This window comes from Streptomyces lateritius, from assembly GCF_014649715.1.
In the GTDB taxonomy this organism is placed as follows: domain Bacteria; phylum Actinomycetota; class Actinomycetes; order Streptomycetales; family Streptomycetaceae; genus Streptomyces; species Streptomyces lateritius.
This window is the reverse complement of the sequence record NZ_BMTO01000004.1, coordinates 89,740-104,160: the sequence shown is the minus strand read 5'-3', so window position 1 is coordinate 104,160 and position 14,421 is coordinate 89,740. Positions and strand designations below refer to the sequence as shown.

Below are 14,421 nucleotides of genomic sequence, written 5' to 3'. Positions count from 1 at the left end.
TACGTCTCCTCGCGGACGAAGGGGCGCACTCCGTACGGTCCGCTCGCCGGGGCAGGGGAGACCGGCCGGCCGGGTCGGTCGACCACCGGCGAGCGGGCCCGTACGGGCACCGAGTGTCCGGACGCGGTCCCGAGGAGGAGCGGGACCGGCTGTTCCGGGCGACGACCGGACTGCTCGGAGAGGTGGCGACCGAGCGGCCCGTCATGGTGGTGCTGGACGACCGCCACGCGGGGGACGCGGCGCCGTGCCAACTCAGCCATCTTCGGCGCCCGGCACGGGACATGGGAAGCGGTTGGCGACATCTCGCCAACCGCGACGGAGGCGCCCGTGCGCCGTCCCACCATGCCCGGGACGGAACCCCGAGTCAGATCTTCTCCGCGACGTCCGTGAGGTGCGCGAAGACGACGACGTTCGACTCGTAGCCCGTCTTGCGGTCGAAACTTCCGCCGCAGGTGAGCACCCTCAGTTCAGGGCGGCCCGTGGAGCCGTACACCTCCTTGTCGGGGAACTCGGCCTTCGTGTAGGTACGGACCTTGTCGACCGTGAAGACGGCGACGCGGCCGTCGGCGCGGGCGACCCGGACGGTGTTCCCCGGGTTGAGCGAGTTGAGGTTGAGGAAGATGGCGGGCCCGGAGCGGGTGTCGCGGTGGCCCACGACGACCGCCGTGCCGCGCTCCCCCGGGGCGGGCCCGTCCTCGTACCAGCCGACGACCCGGGGGTTGTCGACCGGCGGGGTGCCGAGCTGTCCCGCCCGGTCCAGGCGCAGGCCGATGATCGGCGCCTCGATGGTGATCGCCGGGATGGCCAGGCTGGTGGCGCGCGAACGCGCCAGGGGCGGGGTCGGCTGCTGAGGCTTGGCCGGGGCCGGCTTCGGTTCGGGCCTGGGCTTCGGCGTGGACGGAGGCGGCGCCTTCGGCCGCTGGTCGGCGTGCTGCCCGGGTTCGGCCGGGGCGGCGGCGGGCATCGCCGCCACCCCGTGCGTGTCCGGGGCGGCGGCGACCGGCGGGCCGGACGGTTCCTCGTCCTGGGCCCACCAGATGCCGCCGACGACCAGGGACAGGGTCACCACCACCGTCCGGGCGAGCCGGCGAAGGCGCCGCTGCCTGCGCGTGGAGCGGGACCTACGCGGCGCCATCGGTGCGGCGGCGCGACCGGCGGATGAGGATCAGTCCGGCCGTGCCGGCGACGCCGGCGGCGATGGCCGTCCCGACACCGAAGGCGGAGCTGTCGTCGCTCGCCAGCTCGGCGCTGCCGCCACCGCCCGCTCCGACCGGGCCGTGCGGGGGCTTGTGGTGAGGCGGCTTGCCGTTGCCGTTCGGCGGCGGGTTGGTGAAGTCGTCGCAGTCGACCCTGAAGACCTTGCTCTTCTTGGCACCCATCTGACCTGCCCAGGTCCACTCGACCTTGTACATGCCGTCGGGAAGCTCCAGGTCCGGAGTGAAGCCGTTGCCCTCGGCGTCGACGGTGATCGAGCCGCTCTTGATCACGCCACCCTTCGGCGGCTGCGGCGAGATCTCCCAGTTGAGCGCCTGCAGGCCGTCGAAGTTGAGGGCCGCGAAGTAGAACGTGCAGACCTTGGGCTCGTTGCGCTGGTCGGTCTCGGGCGTGCGGGGCGGCTCGTCGGGACGGCCGGCGTGGTGGACCTTGACGTCGCCGTTGTCGCCGGGGGCTGCGACGGCGGCGGGCGCACCGGCCATGGCCACGGCACCGAGGGCGAGGGTCGCGACGGCGGTGGACAGAAGGGGACGGACAGCCAGAGCGGTCATGCGGGGGTTCCTCCAGTCATGAAGACGTCGGATGGATCAACCGATAATCTGACTATCTGTCACGATGTGGACGCGGAGGGTGTCAGCAACGCCGCGACACCCGGACATTCACTCCTCCGGCCGACCGGCCGGCCCCCTAGATGATCCCGAAGAGGATCCCCGCCGCCAGCACCACCAGCGAGGTCAGCGCGGCCCATTTCACCGTGAACCTCGTGTGGTCGCCGAACTCCACCTTCGCCATGCCGACGAGGACGTACACGGCCGGCACCAGCGGGCTCGACATGTGCAGGGCCTGGCCGACGAGCGAGGCACGGGCGATCTCCAGCGACGAGACGCCGTGGGCCGCGCCCGCCTCGGCCAGGACCGGCAGCACGCCGAAGTAGAAGCCGTCGTTCGACATGAAGTACGTGAGCGGGAGGCTCAGCACGCCCGTGACCAGGGCCATGTGCGGACCCATGCCCTCCGGGATCGCGCCCACGAGCCAGTCGGCCATGTGCTTGACCATTCCGGTGCCGGTGAGGACGCCGGTGAACACCGCGGCGGCGAAGACCATGCCGGCGACGTTGAGGACGTTCTCGGCGTGGGAGGCGATCCGGGCCTTCTGGTCGGCCATCTTCGGGTAGTTGACGGTGAGCGCGAGCGCGGCGCCGAGCAGGAAGAGGACGGGGATCGGCAGCAGTTCGAGGATCATCGCGGCGAGCAGGGCCACGGTGAGGCCCGCGTTGAACCAGTACAGCCCGGGCCGCAGCGTCGGGCGGTTCGGGTCGAGGCCCTGGAAACCACCGGCGTGGCTCGCATCGGCACCCTCAGTCGCCTTCGGCACGTCGCCGGACACGCCGGCCGCCGCCGGGCGCTCCGTACCGCCGCCACCACCGCCGCCGGCCTTGACCAGGACTGTCTCCGTCTCCGTCTCCGTCTCCAGAATGTCGTCCAGGGTGAGGTAGCCGATGCGCTTGCGCTCGCGGCGGCCGAGGACGTACGCGAGGACGAAGACGAAGAGCAGGCCCACGCCGAGCGCCGGGATCATCGGGACGAAGATGTCGGCCGCGTCCAGTTTGAGCGCGGTCGCGGCGCGGGCGGTGGGACCGCCCCAGGGCAGGGTGTTCATGACGCCGTTGGCCGTGGCGGCGACACCGGTCATGACGACCAGGCTCATCCCGAGCCGCTTGTAGAGCGGATACATCGCCGAGACGGTGATCATGAAGGTGGTCGAGCCGTCGCCGTCCAGGGAGACGATCGCGGCGAGCACCGCCGTGCCCACCACCACACGCACCGGGTCGGCCTTGCAGAAGCGCAGGATGCCCCGGACGATCGGATCGAAGAGGCCGACGTCGATCATCACGCCGAAGTAGACGATGGCGAACATCAGCATCGCCGCGGTGGGCGCGAGCTTGCCGACGCCTTCGATGACGTAGTCGCCCAGCTGGGCACCCTGTCCGACGAAGACGCAGAAGAGCGCCGGTATCAGCACGAGCGCCGCGATCGGCGACATCTTCTTCATCATGATCAGGACCAAGAAGGTCGCGATCATGGCGAAGCCGAGGATGGTCAGCATCGAGGACACCTCACGTTCACCCTTGAACTCCCACCGGGGAGGCTCCCGCCGGAGCGGCGGTGGCGATGACGTTAGGTGCCCTCTTCAGTCGTTAACAAGATGTCGACGCGTGAGCAATACGAGCAAAACACCAGGTCACAGGAGGGGAGACACGACCACCGGGAAACCGTTGAGCACGGCGGTGCCGGAGAGCGGGTCGAGCCGGGAGCCGTCGAGGAGCTGGTTGACGTTGACTCCGGGGCGGGCGGCGGCGACCGTGAGACGGGTGCCCGGCCGGTCGTGTCCCCAGCCGTGCGGAAGGCTCACCACACCGCTCCGCACGGCGTCGGTGATCTCCACCTCCACGTCCAGCTCGCCTCCCTCGGCGGAGATCCGGGCGGGCTTTCCGTCGGCGAGACCGAGCCGGTCGGCGTCGTCCGGGTGGACCTGCAGGGTGCACCGGTTCGAACCGCCGTTCAGCGACGGCGCGTTGTGCAGCCAGCTGTTGTTGGAGCGCAGATGACGGCGGCCGACGAGTACGAGCGCGTCCGGGCGGGTGTCCAGGGCGGCCCGGAGCCGGGGCAGATCGGCGGCCAAGGGCTCGGGGAGCAGCTCGATGCGCCCACTGCGGGTCTTCAGGAGCTGCGGAACGCGGGGCATCAGCGGCCCCAGATCGACACCGTGGGGCTGCTCGCGCAGGGCATCGAGGGTGAGACCGTACGGGCCCAGGCGCAGCATCAGGTCGAGGCGGCGCTCGGCGCCCGTCGCCCCGGTGAGGGTGGCGGCGAAGGCGCGGGGGTCGGCGCCGTGAGCCGGTGAGTACTCCTGGGTGACGGCCTTGGCGAGGGTGGTTTCGATGGCGAGGTCGTCGACGGCCGAGGGCGACGCTCCGTGCATGCCGGAGACGGCGAGGACCAGCCGGGCGTGGATCTCGCACTCGTCCATGCGTCCCTCTTCCAGAGGGACGGCGGCCGGGGTGAAGCGCGCCTGGTTGTGGACGGCGAAGCCGTTGAAGGCGAAGTCGAAGTGGGCGCTCTGGGAGGGCGGCGGCGGGGGCAGGACGACATCGGCGTGGCGGGTGGTCTCGTTGAGGTAGGGATCGACGGCCACCATGAAGTCGAGGGCTTCCAGGGCCGCGTCGAGGCGCCTGCCGTCCGGAGCGGAGAGGACGGGGTTGCCGGCGATCGTGATCAGGGCACGGATGCGGCCCTCGCCCTCGGTCTCGATCTCCTCGGCGAGTGCGGCCATGGGGAGTTCGCCCTTCGCCTCGGGGTGGCCGGAAACCCTGCTGGTCCAGCGGCCGAGGGCGAAGCCCTTGCCCGGGCCCGCGGGGCGGGGCGCCGGGGTCGTGGCGGAGAGCGGGAAGAGGGCGCCCCCCGGGCGGTCCAGGTTGCCGGTGAGCACGTTGAGGACGTCGACGAGCCAGCTGGCGAGCGTGCCGTGGCTGACGGTGGAGCTGCCGATGCGCCCGTAGACGGCGGCCGAGGGGGCGGCGGCGAGTTCGCGGGCGACCGTACGGATGGTGAGGGCGTCCAGGTCGCATGCGGCGGCCACGGCCTCGGGGGTGAACTCCCGTACCGCTTCCCTCACCTCCTCGACGCCTTCCACATGGCCGTCGAGCGCGCCGAGGTCGGTGAGGTCCTCGTCGAAGAGGGTGTGGGTGAGCGCGGCGAGGAACAGGGCGTCGGCGCCGGGCCGGATGGGGAGGTGCCGGTCGGCGAGGCGCGCCGTACGGGTGCGGCGCGGGTCGACGACGGTGAGCGTGCCGCCGCGCTTGCGCAGTGCCTTGAGCTTGCCGGGGAAGTCGGGGGCGGTGCAGAGGCTCCCGTTGGACTCCAGCGGGTTGGCGCCGAGCATGAGCAGGTGCGCGGTGCGGTCCAGATCCGGTACGGGTACGGCGAAGGGGTCCCCGAAGAGCAGTCCGCTGGAGACGTGCTTGGGCATCTGGTCGAGCGTGGAGGCGGTGAAGAGGTTACGGGTCCGCAGCGCGCCGATCAGGAGGGGCGGGTAGAGGGCGCCGGCCATGGTGTGGACGTTCGGGTTGCCGAGGACGATGCCGACGGCGTTCGGACCGTGCGCGTCGACGAGGGGCCGGATCCGGGCGGCGACGGTGTCGAACGCCTCGGCCCAGGTGGCCTCCTGGAGGACGCCGTCCTTGCGGACCAGGGGAGTCCTCAGCCGGTCGGGGTCGGAGTCGACCTCGCCGAAGGAGGCGCCCTTGGGGCAGATGAAGCCTTGACTGAAGACGTCGTCGCGGTCACCGCGGGCGCCGGTGACCCTGGTGCCTTCGATGGTCAGGGTCAGCCCGCAGGTGGCTTCGCAGAGCGGGCAGATGCGTGGGGCGGTGGGCATGACGGCTCCCTGGGGCGGCGACGGAGGCACGCGGGCACGAGCGAGCATACCGACCGGTAGGGACGGTGGGGAGGGGAGAGGCGGCCGGGTCTGGCCGGGGGCCGGGGGCCGGGGGCGCGGGGCCGGGTGCGCGGGGCCGGGCTCAAGCGCTCAGCGAGGGTGCGAGGTAGGCGTAGAGGAGCGCGCGGGTCTCGGCGACGAGGGCGGGGTCCCCGGTCGGGGAGGTGCGGAAGGCGAGTTGGAGCAGCGCGTCGGCCGCCTCCACACCGACGAGGACCTTGCGGCGCAGGACGTCGTCGGCGGGGCGGTCGAGGTGGGTGGCGAGCAGACCGCAGAGGCGGTCGGCGACGAGGTGGTTGGGGTCGTCGTCGGCGCCTTCCCCCGCGGCGGGCGCCGGAACGCCGAAGTCGACGAGCGCGAAGCCGGGGACGGTGCGCTTCATGGCGATGTACTCGTCCAGGACGCTGTCGATCGCGCGGTACGCGTCGGGGCGCGGGGCCGCGGCCAGGCGGGCGCCGATGCGCTCGGCGTAGCGGTCGAGGTTCCGGTGGGCCAGGGCGGCGGCCATGGCGCGCTTGTTGCCGAAGAAGCGGTAGACGGAGCCGATGGGGACGCCCGCGCGGACGGCGACGGCACGGGTGCTCAGCTGCTCGTAGCCGCTCTCGTCGAGGAGTTCGGCGCAGGCGTCGAGGATGCGGGCGAGGCGCTCGGCGCTGCGCTGCTGGACGGGGGTGCGGCGGAGGGGGTGCCGGGCTTCGGGGCGGGGCGGATCGGGCTGGGGCACGGGGTCCATGATGCCGTTCCCCCTCGCCTCCCGGGGTGCGGGGCGGCGGTCGCGGTGCGGTGGGGTCGTCGGTGCGGTGCGGTCGCCGTCCCGCCTAGGCGACGAGGAGGCCGATGCCGCCGAGGGTGTACGCGACCATCAGCGCGAACAGCGGGAGTTGGCCCGCCACCGCCCGCTCGGGAGGAAAGAGGCGGACCGAACGGTCGTGGGCGGCGACCACGCCGAGGACGTGACCGGTGACGACGGCCCCGATCTGGAGGGTGGCGAGACCGCCGGGAGCCAGGGGTGGGGCGGGCGCGGGAGCGTTGTCAGTGCCCAGTGCCATCATGACGGTGCGTGGCCCTTCGGTGACGAAGAGTGTGAAGTAGTGGGCGGTGAGGTAACCGAGGGCGATCGGCAGGAGGGAGTGGGCGAAGGAGGTGAGGGGGTGGGTGAGTTCGCGGTCCATCAGCCGTAGGGCGCCGGCACACAGGCCGTAGAGGGAGGCGACGAGGGCGACGGCGGCGAGCAGGCCGAGGGTGGCGGTGGGCGCGGGGCCGAGGGGGGAGGTCTGGAGAGTGGTGATCCAGCGGGGGTTGTCGGAGACCCCGTCGTAGGCGGTGGAGCCGAGGAGGACGCAGAGCGTGGCGACAAGTCCGGGGGTCTGCGGGGTGGAGTCGAGGCCGTGGAAGGGGGAGCGCAGGACGAGCCGGCCGTCGGCGCCGCGGCCGACCGGGGAGAGCCGGGCGAGGAGGGAGGAGTAGACCTCGAAGGGGTCGGCGTGGGCGAACCAGGCGGGGCCGTGGCGGGCGGCACCGAGGAGGTGGACGGCGGTGTGGGCGGCGAGGAAGGACAGGAGAGCGGCGGTCGAGGCGGGGTCAGGGGCGGCGAGTTCGAGCCAGGCGTAGAGGAGGAGCCCCGCGGCGGCGGGGCGGATGCCGACGCCGGCGGGGAGCGGGCGGGGGGCGCGGGCGGCGGGAAGCAGGGCGTGGAGGGTGCGCAGCGGGTTGAGGAGGCGCCAGACCGGGCCGAGGAGGAGGGAGGCGGGGACGAGGCCGACCCAGAGCAGGACGTGGACGGCGCCGGGCGCGGGGTTGCGTTCGGGGTCGTCGGGACCGAGGAGGAGGTGGAGGACGACGGTGAGGGCCGCGGCCAGACCGAGGAGACGCAGGGCGGTGCGGGTCGTCCGCGCGTCGGCCAGGCGTTGGACGGTGGCGGGGAGCGGGCGGCCGGCGCGGTCACCGCGGAAGCGGGAGGAGGACCAGAGCAGCGCCAGGCCGAGGAAGGAGACGAAGAGCGCGGCGAACGCCCCCGCGTAGGCGTAGAAGGGCGGAAGGGGGAGGTCGTGGGTGGCGCCGACGCCGTGGGCGAGCAGAGGAGGGACGGCGTCGTCAGCGGCCTCGACGCCCGCTGCGAGTGGAGTCGGCGCCCTCATCGGACGACGAGTTGAGTCAGCACGAGTCCGGACTCGTGGGTCTCCACCTCGAAGAGTCCGGTGCGGTCGGCGGTGAGGGTCAGGGAGACGGGTCGGTCGGCGGGAAGGGCGACTTCGCGGTCGTAGCCGTGGACGTGGAGGGTGTCGGGGCGGTCGCTGGTGACGCGGAGGGTGACGCGTTCGCCCTTCCTCACCTCGACGCGGGAGGGGGGTGGTTGGACGGAGTCGCCGTTGACGGTGATCTCGACGGTACGGCCGGGGGCGGGGACCGGGGTCGACGTGGCGGAGGGCGCGGTCGGCGACGGGGGGCCGGGCGGGCCGAGGGCGGTGGTGGCCTCGACCGGCCTGCCCGCGACGGCCCACACCGTGTGGTCGTCGGCGTGGAGCCGGACGGTGACGGTGCGGACGCCGGGCGGCACATGGTGCCAGGGTCCGTAGAGCCGGGTGGCTTCCTTGCCGTCGGTGACCACTCGGGCGTACCCGCGCCCGGGGATCGCCGCGCCGCCGACGCTCTCGGGGGTGAACCGGAACCTCTCCACGGTGAGGTGGATGTTCCAGCCGCCCTCGGAGTCGGGCCGCGCCTCGACCCGCACGGCGGGGGCGCCCGGGGCCTCGACCTCCCGCAGCCGGTGCCCGGCCTCGTCCGTGGCCGGGAGCACCGTGCCGTTGCCGCCGGTCGCCACCTGGTGACCGGTGCCGGGTTTGTGGTGGGTGGTGGCCCGCCCGCCGCACCCGGCGGCGAGGGTGACGGCCAGGACGGCGCCCAGGAGGACGCCGGACCGGCGCCCCGCCGTCCCCCGGGCCGGCGGGGCGGTCGGCCGGGCGCTCACGCGCGCGCTCATCCCGCGCTCCCGGGCGCCGTGGCGGCGGCCGGTGCCGCGCGGCGCGACGGGCGGGACGGCGTCCGGGCCGACGATGCCACGAGCGCCCACAGGACCCACACCACCGCGAGCAGGCCGCGCAGCCAGGCCGGACTCAGCGGAGTCCAGGGGATCATCAGGACGGCCTTGTCGAAGGCGTCCAGGAGGGTGAGGGCGCCGAGCGACAGGGTGGTCCAGGCGAGGGCGGGGCGCTCCGCTCGCAGGGTCACGCCCAGGGCCGTCCATCCGGTGCCCGTCAGGACGAGCGCCAGGGCCGGGACGGGCCCGGAGGCCAGGCTCAGGGTCGATCCGGCCACGTCCAGGGCGAGCCCCGTGAGGCCCACCAGGGCCGCCGCGCCCGCGACCCGGCTGCCGCGGAGCCTGCGCCACCACAGGGCGCCGCCGACCAGGGCGAGGACGACGGCGAACGCCAGGGCGAGCTGGGTCTCGACCCGCTGGATCCCGCGCGCCCCGTACCAGTCGCAGCCCACGGGCAGCCGCCGGGCCTGGACGTCGTAGTCGGCGCAGACGAGGAGTTGGGCGAGCTTGACGGGTTCGCCGATGAGCCGGTCACTGCCGCCGGAGACCTCGCCTCTGGGTGTCCCGCACACGGGCAGGGCCCCTGGGCTGGAGGCCCCGGCGTCGGCCTGCCAGCAGTTGCCGCCGCCCTGGCCGTCCCACCACACGTCCGCGCGGTTGGGGCGTGGGGTGCCGGTCCTGTCGACGCCCAGGTGGTTGCCGGCGTAGCGGTTGTGGTGCGAGGTGTCGGCCTGCTTCCCCCACGCCGACTCGCCCCGGACGAAGGCGGGGACGGCGCTCAGGTAGAACGCGGCGCGCTGGTGCCCGTACACCCAGTTGTTCTCGTACAGGTTCCAGTTGCCGCCCGCCGTGATGATGCCGGTGCCCGGAGGCATGGAGATCTGGGGGCACACCACGCCCCGTTCGTAGCCGCGCTCGACCGGGGGTTCGGCGCAGGTGCCGTCGGCGACGTACGGGTAGTAGTTCTGGTTGTTGTCGTGGATGAGGTTGCGTTCGAACCGGGCGTGGTTCTGCGGGAGTCCGGGGTGGCCGGGGAAGGCGGAGTCCATGGAGGCGCCGCCCATGTTGTGGTCGAACTCGTTGTCGTGGACCCACACCGAGTCCCCGGCCGTGCCGCTGTAGCCGACCATGTTGTGGTGGCTGCGGCAGCCGGTGATCTCGATGGAGTAGCGCGGGACGTCGTAGCCGCGGCCGTTGTTGATGTCGGAGGCCGAGCCGGGGTAGATGCCGGAGTCGCCGTTGCCGTACGACTCGCAGTTCTTGTAGAGGCCGTGGTCGGAGGCGAAGGTCAGGAAGCCGTACTCGTCGTTCCAGCGGGTCAGGACGTCGTCGATGACGAAGCCGTCGCCCGCGAGGACGTACAGCGAGTTGAAGGTGGTCCGCTGGGCGGTGAAGTTGCGGAAGTAGATCCCGTCGGACTCGTCGGCCCGGATGGCGTTGAGTTTGGCGTACTTGGCGTCGAAGACGACGTCGAGGCGTGAGGCGCCGGTGCCCTCGATCTGGAGGTCCTTCTTGCCGAGGATCGCGACCAGGTTCTGGTTGTGCGGGCACTGCTTCTGCTGCTCGTACGACAGGATCTGGTAGCCGAGCGCCGACGTGGGCGCTTCGAGGGAGGCGCAGGCTCCGGCCGGGGGCGGCAGGGACGGTTGCTCCTCGTAGAGCCCGGGCAGGACGGCGATGGTCATGCCGGGCCGGTCGACGGCGTCGACGGCCTGCTGGAGATGGCGGTGGCCACCGCGTACGCAGCGGTCGAACAGAGCCAGGTTCCGGGCCTTCAACGCGGCGGGGAAGCCGGAGATCCGGCGGACGAGGTCGGCCCGGTCGGTCTTGCAGACCAGGAGGTCGGGCTCCCCGGTGCGCAGCTTCGGCACGCTGCCGGAGCCGTCGGGGAAGGTGACGGGCCGCTCCTCGTGGGCCTGGGCCCCGGGGGCGGTGAGAAGGGTGGCGGCGAGCGCCGCGAGAACGACCGAGAGCGCGACAAGGAGCCTGCGGGTCCACGACATGCGCGTGAGAGTAGAGCAATGTTCATCTTTTGGAACCCCCCGTGCACGCCCCACGTCGAAGCAGGGCCCCGTTGACGCGAACGGTCGCGGAATCCTACGGTCATGCATAGGATTCCTTTGCGGGCTCAGGACAGGAGCGGGCGATGACCACGGACCACACGGCGGCGCAGGCGAGAAAGACCGCCGAGGCGCTGACGTACACCACCGGATTCGGCAACGAGCACAGCTCGGAGGCCGTGCCGGGCGCCCTGCCGCACGGCCGCAACTCTCCCCAGCGCGCCCCGTTGGGCCTGTACGCCGAGCAGCTGAGCGGCAGTGCGTTCACCGAGCCGCGTGCCCACAACCGCCGCTCGTGGCTCTACCGCATCCGCCCGTCGGCCGCGCACCCGCCGTTCACGCGGATCGACAACGGCGCCGTCCGCTCCGCGCCCTTCAGCGAGACGGTCCCCGACCCCAACCGGCTCCGCTGGAACCCGCTGCCCGACCCGGCGCCGGGCACCGACTGGCTCGGCGGCCTGTGGACCCTCGGCGGCAACGGCGACGCGACCCAGCGCGCGGGCATGGCCGTGCACCTCTACCACGCCAACGCCTCCATGGAGCGGGTGTTCAGCGACGCCGACGGCGAACTGCTGATCGTCCCCGAGCGCGGCCGCCTCCTCCTGCGCACGGAGCTGGGCCTGCTCGCCGCCCGCCCCGGCGAGGTGGCGCTCATCCCCCGCGGCGTCCGCTTCCGGGTCGAGCTCCTGGACGAGAGCGCCCGCGGGTACGTCTGCGAGAACTACGGCGCGCCCTTCCAGCTCCCCGACCTCGGCCCGATCGGCGCCAACGGCCTGGCCAACGCGCGCGACTTCCGTGCGCCCGTCGCCGCGTACGAGGACGTCGAGGGCCCGGTCGAGGTCGTCAACAAGTACTGCGGCAACCTCTGGTCGGCGACGTACGGCCACTCCCCCCTCGACGTCGTCGCCTGGCACGGCAACCACACCCCGTACGTCTACGACCTGCACCGCTTCAACGTGATCGGGACGATCACGTACGACCACCCGGACCCGTCGATCTTCACGGTCCTCACGTCGCCGTCCGACACCCCCGGTCTCGCGGGCGTCGACTTCGTGGTCTTCGCCCCGCGCTGGCTGGTCGGCGAGGACACCTTCCGCCCGCCGTACTTCCACCGGAACGTGATGAGCGAGTACATGGGCCTGATCGAGGGCGCGTACGACGCCAAGGCCGAAGGCTTCGTGCCTGGCGGCGGCTCGCTGCACAACATGATGTCCGCGCACGGACCGGACCGTGAGACCTTCGACCGCGCCAGCGCCGCCGATCTGAAGCCGCAGAAGATCGACGACGGGCTGGCCTTCATGTTCGAGACCCGCTGGCCCATCACCGCCACCGGTCAGGCGGCCGAAGCCGACCATCTGCAGAAGGGGTACGACGACGTGTGGCAGGGTCTTGAGCGCCACTTCCGGTCGTAGTACGGAGAACGCCGTGACCGCCTTCGCTCCCGACTCGCTGGTCCTGAACCGTAAGCTGCCGCTCTGGTATCAGGTCTCGCAGTCGCTGCGCGCCTCGATACTGGGCCGCACGCCCGACGCATCGCTGCGGCTGCCCACCGAGGAGCAGCTCGCCACGCACTACGGCGTCAGCGTGCTGACGATGCGCCAGGCCCTCAAGGAGCTGGAGGAGGAGGGCCTGATCAGCAGGCACCGGAGACGGGGCACGTTCATCGAGCCCGGCGCCCGGCGCTCCGCCCCGCGCCGGCTGCTCGGCTCGATCGACGCGATCGTGGCCCAGCAGTCGGGCGAGCGGACGACCGTCCTCGGCCACGGCTCCGGCCCGGTGCCCGGCGAGCTGGCCGAGTACTTCCCGGACGTGACCGAGGTGGTCGCCTACCGGCGGCTGCGCTCCGACGGTGAGAGCGGGGAGCCCACGAACTGGGCCGAGAACTCGGTGCGCCCCGACATCGCGGCCGGGCTCGACCCGGCCGACCTGGAGCGCTGGCCGATGACGAAGGTGCTGCGGGACGTGGTCGGGGTCCGGATCAGCCGGATCACGGACACGGTGGAGGCGCGGCTCGCGGACCCCGAGACGGCGGCGCTGCTCCAGGTGCCGCTGCTCTCGCCGATCCTGCACTACACCGGCGTGACCTACGACGCCGACAGCCGGGTGGTGGACGTGGCCCGCATCCGCTACCGCGGCGACCGGTTCTCCTTCTCGGTGACGGTGGAGGCGCACTGAGGAGGCTCGTTAGCATGCGGGGCGTGACGACCGAAGACCCGCGGCCGGACGACGACGCGCCCCTCCTGAAGGACCCCCTTCTCGACGCGCCCCTCCTCGACGAGCTGATGCCGTGGTCCGTGGCGCCGCTGCGGCTCGGCAGGTCCTGGATCGTGGCACCCGACGTCCGCACGCTGCGGGCCCGCTGGGACCGCCTGACGAAGGCGGAGGGAGACGAACGCGAGGCGCTGTTCCGCTCCAGCCGGGCCCGTACGCCGGCGAGTTCGGTGGCCGCGCTGCCGGGGCAGCGGACCGGCACCGGCCGGTTCGCCCGCGAGTGCGGGCCGTGCCCCGAACCCGTACGGTTCGCGCACGGGCCGTTCGACGAGCAGTGGCTGATCCCCGACCACCGGCTGATCGACAGTGCCCGGCCCGAGCTGTGGCGGGTGGCGGACGAGCACCAGCTGTTCGCGGTCGAGCAGGGGTACGTGCCCGGTGCGGCGGGCCCCGCGCTGGTGGTGACCGCAGCGCTGCCCGACGGCCGTTCCCCGGCCGGTCGCCCGGGCCGGATCCGCCCGCTCTTCCGGCGTCCCGGCGGCCTGGAGCCGAACCTCGCGCCGGGGCTCCCGGACCTGCTCGGCGAGCGGTACGGACAGGAGGTCGCCGCCGAGGACGTGCTGGCGTGGGCCGTGGCCGCCGCCCGCCCCTCCCCCGCCGGCTGCCGTGTCCCGTTGCCGCTGGACCCCGGAGTCTGGTCCTCGGGGGTGGAGCTCGGCCGGCGGCTGACCCGCATCCAGCTGCGGGGCGCCCGGGGCGGCGAGCGGCCCCGGCTGCCCGGCGGCCGGCGCCCCTACGTGCGGGCGCCGGTCCCGGCCCGGCCCGGGACCCTTTCGTACGACTCCGCGGAGGAGACCCTCGCCCTCGACACGGGGAGGATCTCTCCGGTGCCGTCCGAGGCGTGGGAGTTCCGCGTCGGCGGGGTGCGAATGCTCGAACAGTGGTTCACGCACCGGACCGCGCCCGTCGAGCCCGGCACCCTGGAGGCGACCGGCCCGGGCGCCTGGCCGCAGGAGTGGACCTCGGAGCTCCTGGAGCTGATCACCGTCCTCGCCCTCCTCGCCCAGCGGGAGCCGGAGCGGGCCGCGCTCGCCGAGGACGCCCGGCTGACCCGTACCGCGCTGCGGGAGGCGGGCGTCCTGCCCGTCCCGGAGTCCGCCCGACGCCCCGCGTCCGTCCTGGACCACCGGGAGGAGGGCCCGGAGGGCCAGTTCGCGCTGCTCTAGGTCGGGTCCGGAAAGTAGCGCCGTCTGCCCGCAGGGCAGGGCCCGCGGCGTCTGGTGCGTGCGGATCGCAAGGCGGAGGGTCGCGGTCGCCCTCGTACGGGGCGTACTCGGGTGATCCCGACAACGCGGCGAGCGTGCGTGCCAGACGCCGCAGGCCACGCGGGACTTCACGGAC

At 73.0% G+C, this 14,421-nt stretch carries 11 protein-coding genes; 3 read left to right on the top strand and 8 right to left on the bottom strand.

From position 1 onward, the window contains the following. Positions 1-364: 364 nt before the first annotated feature. The 8 genes from IE136_RS09365 to IE136_RS09330 form a co-directional block, all read right to left on the bottom strand. Positions 365-1,135: a class F sortase gene (locus IE136_RS09365; RefSeq protein WP_158985800.1), complete on the bottom strand. Its 771-nt coding sequence runs from the start codon at positions 1,133-1,135 to the stop codon at positions 365-367. Beyond that, positions 1,122-1,766: a hypothetical protein gene (locus IE136_RS09360; protein WP_158985802.1), complete on the bottom strand. Its 645-nt coding sequence runs from the start codon at positions 1,764-1,766 to the stop codon at positions 1,122-1,124. The genes IE136_RS09365 and IE136_RS09360 overlap by 14 nt, the downstream gene beginning before the upstream one ends. Positions 1,767-1,902: 136 nt before the next feature. Further along, positions 1,903-3,321: a CitMHS family transporter gene (locus tag IE136_RS09355; protein WP_158985804.1), complete on the bottom strand. Its 1,419-nt coding sequence runs from the start codon at positions 3,319-3,321 to the stop codon at positions 1,903-1,905. A 135-nt stretch (positions 3,322-3,456) separates the two neighbouring features. Beyond that, positions 3,457-5,652 (bottom strand): molybdopterin oxidoreductase family protein, encoded by a 2,196-nt coding sequence (locus IE136_RS09350; RefSeq protein WP_189600083.1) that lies wholly within the window; start codon positions 5,650-5,652, stop codon positions 3,457-3,459. Positions 5,653-5,794: 142 nt separating this feature from the next. Then, on the bottom strand, positions 5,795-6,445 hold the full coding sequence (locus tag IE136_RS09345) for a TetR/AcrR family transcriptional regulator (RefSeq protein WP_158985808.1): 651 nt from the start codon (positions 6,443-6,445) through the stop codon (positions 5,795-5,797). Between the two features lie 85 nt (positions 6,446-6,530). Next, positions 6,531-7,850 carry a hypothetical protein gene (locus IE136_RS09340; RefSeq protein ID WP_189600082.1) on the bottom strand — a complete coding sequence of 440 codons (1,320 nt, stop codon included), beginning with the start codon at positions 7,848-7,850 and terminating at the stop codon, positions 6,531-6,533. Further along, entirely contained in the window at positions 7,847-8,692 is an 846-nt protein-coding gene (locus IE136_RS09335; protein ID WP_229818742.1) for a cupredoxin domain-containing protein, read from the bottom strand. The genes IE136_RS09340 and IE136_RS09335 overlap by 4 nt, the downstream gene beginning before the upstream one ends. Continuing rightward, positions 8,689-10,752 (bottom strand): right-handed parallel beta-helix repeat-containing protein, encoded by a 2,064-nt coding sequence (locus IE136_RS09330; protein ID WP_189600081.1) that lies wholly within the window; start codon positions 10,750-10,752, stop codon positions 8,689-8,691. The genes IE136_RS09335 and IE136_RS09330 overlap by 4 nt, the downstream gene beginning before the upstream one ends. A 143-nt stretch (positions 10,753-10,895) precedes the next feature. Between IE136_RS09330 and hmgA the strand changes: the two genes are divergently transcribed. Genes hmgA through IE136_RS09315 form a run of 3 tightly spaced genes read left to right on the top strand, consistent with a single transcriptional unit; the run spans position 10,896 to position 14,246 of the window. Next, the gene (gene hmgA, locus IE136_RS09325) at positions 10,896-12,221 is read left to right on the top strand and encodes a homogentisate 1,2-dioxygenase (protein WP_189600080.1); all 1,326 of its coding nucleotides are present in this window, start codon (positions 10,896-10,898) and stop codon (positions 12,219-12,221) included. Positions 12,222-12,234: 13 nt separating this feature from the next. Then, positions 12,235-12,984, top strand: coding sequence for a GntR family transcriptional regulator (locus tag IE136_RS09320; protein WP_158985816.1), 750 nt, complete (start codon positions 12,235-12,237; stop codon positions 12,982-12,984). A gap of 14 nt (positions 12,985-12,998) precedes the next feature. After that, entirely contained in the window at positions 12,999-14,246 is a 1,248-nt protein-coding gene (locus tag IE136_RS09315; protein WP_189600079.1) for a type ISP restriction/modification enzyme, read from the top strand. Positions 14,247-14,421: the final 175 nt, after the last annotated feature.

What these genes read in the sequence shown, in the direction of transcription:
- IE136_RS09365 (WP_158985800.1), bottom strand. Translation starts at nt 1,135, where the DNA reads ATGGCGCCGCGTAGGTCCCGCTCCACGCGCAGGCAGCGGCGCCTTCGC.
- IE136_RS09360 (WP_158985802.1), bottom strand. Translation starts at nt 1,766, where the DNA reads ATGACCGCTCTGGCTGTCCGTCCCCTTCTGTCCACCGCCGTCGCGACC.
- IE136_RS09355 (WP_158985804.1), bottom strand. Translation starts at nt 3,321, where the DNA reads ATGCTGACCATCCTCGGCTTCGCCATGATCGCGACCTTCTTGGTCCTG.
- IE136_RS09350 (WP_189600083.1), bottom strand. Translation starts at nt 5,652, where the DNA reads ATGCCCACCGCCCCACGCATCTGCCCGCTCTGCGAAGCCACCTGCGGG.
- IE136_RS09345 (WP_158985808.1), bottom strand. Translation starts at nt 6,445, where the DNA reads ATGGACCCCGTGCCCCAGCCCGATCCGCCCCGCCCCGAAGCCCGGCAC.
- IE136_RS09340 (WP_189600082.1), bottom strand. Translation starts at nt 7,850, where the DNA reads ATGAGGGCGCCGACTCCACTCGCAGCGGGCGTCGAGGCCGCTGACGAC.
- IE136_RS09335 (WP_229818742.1), bottom strand. Translation starts at nt 8,692, where the DNA reads ATGAGCGCGCGCGTGAGCGCCCGGCCGACCGCCCCGCCGGCCCGGGGG.
- IE136_RS09330 (WP_189600081.1), bottom strand. Translation starts at nt 10,752, where the DNA reads ATGTCGTGGACCCGCAGGCTCCTTGTCGCGCTCTCGGTCGTTCTCGCG.
- hmgA (WP_189600080.1), top strand. Translation starts at nt 10,896, where the DNA reads ATGACCACGGACCACACGGCGGCGCAGGCGAGAAAGACCGCCGAGGCG.
- IE136_RS09315 (WP_189600079.1), top strand. Translation starts at nt 12,999, where the DNA reads ATGCGGGGCGTGACGACCGAAGACCCGCGGCCGGACGACGACGCGCCC.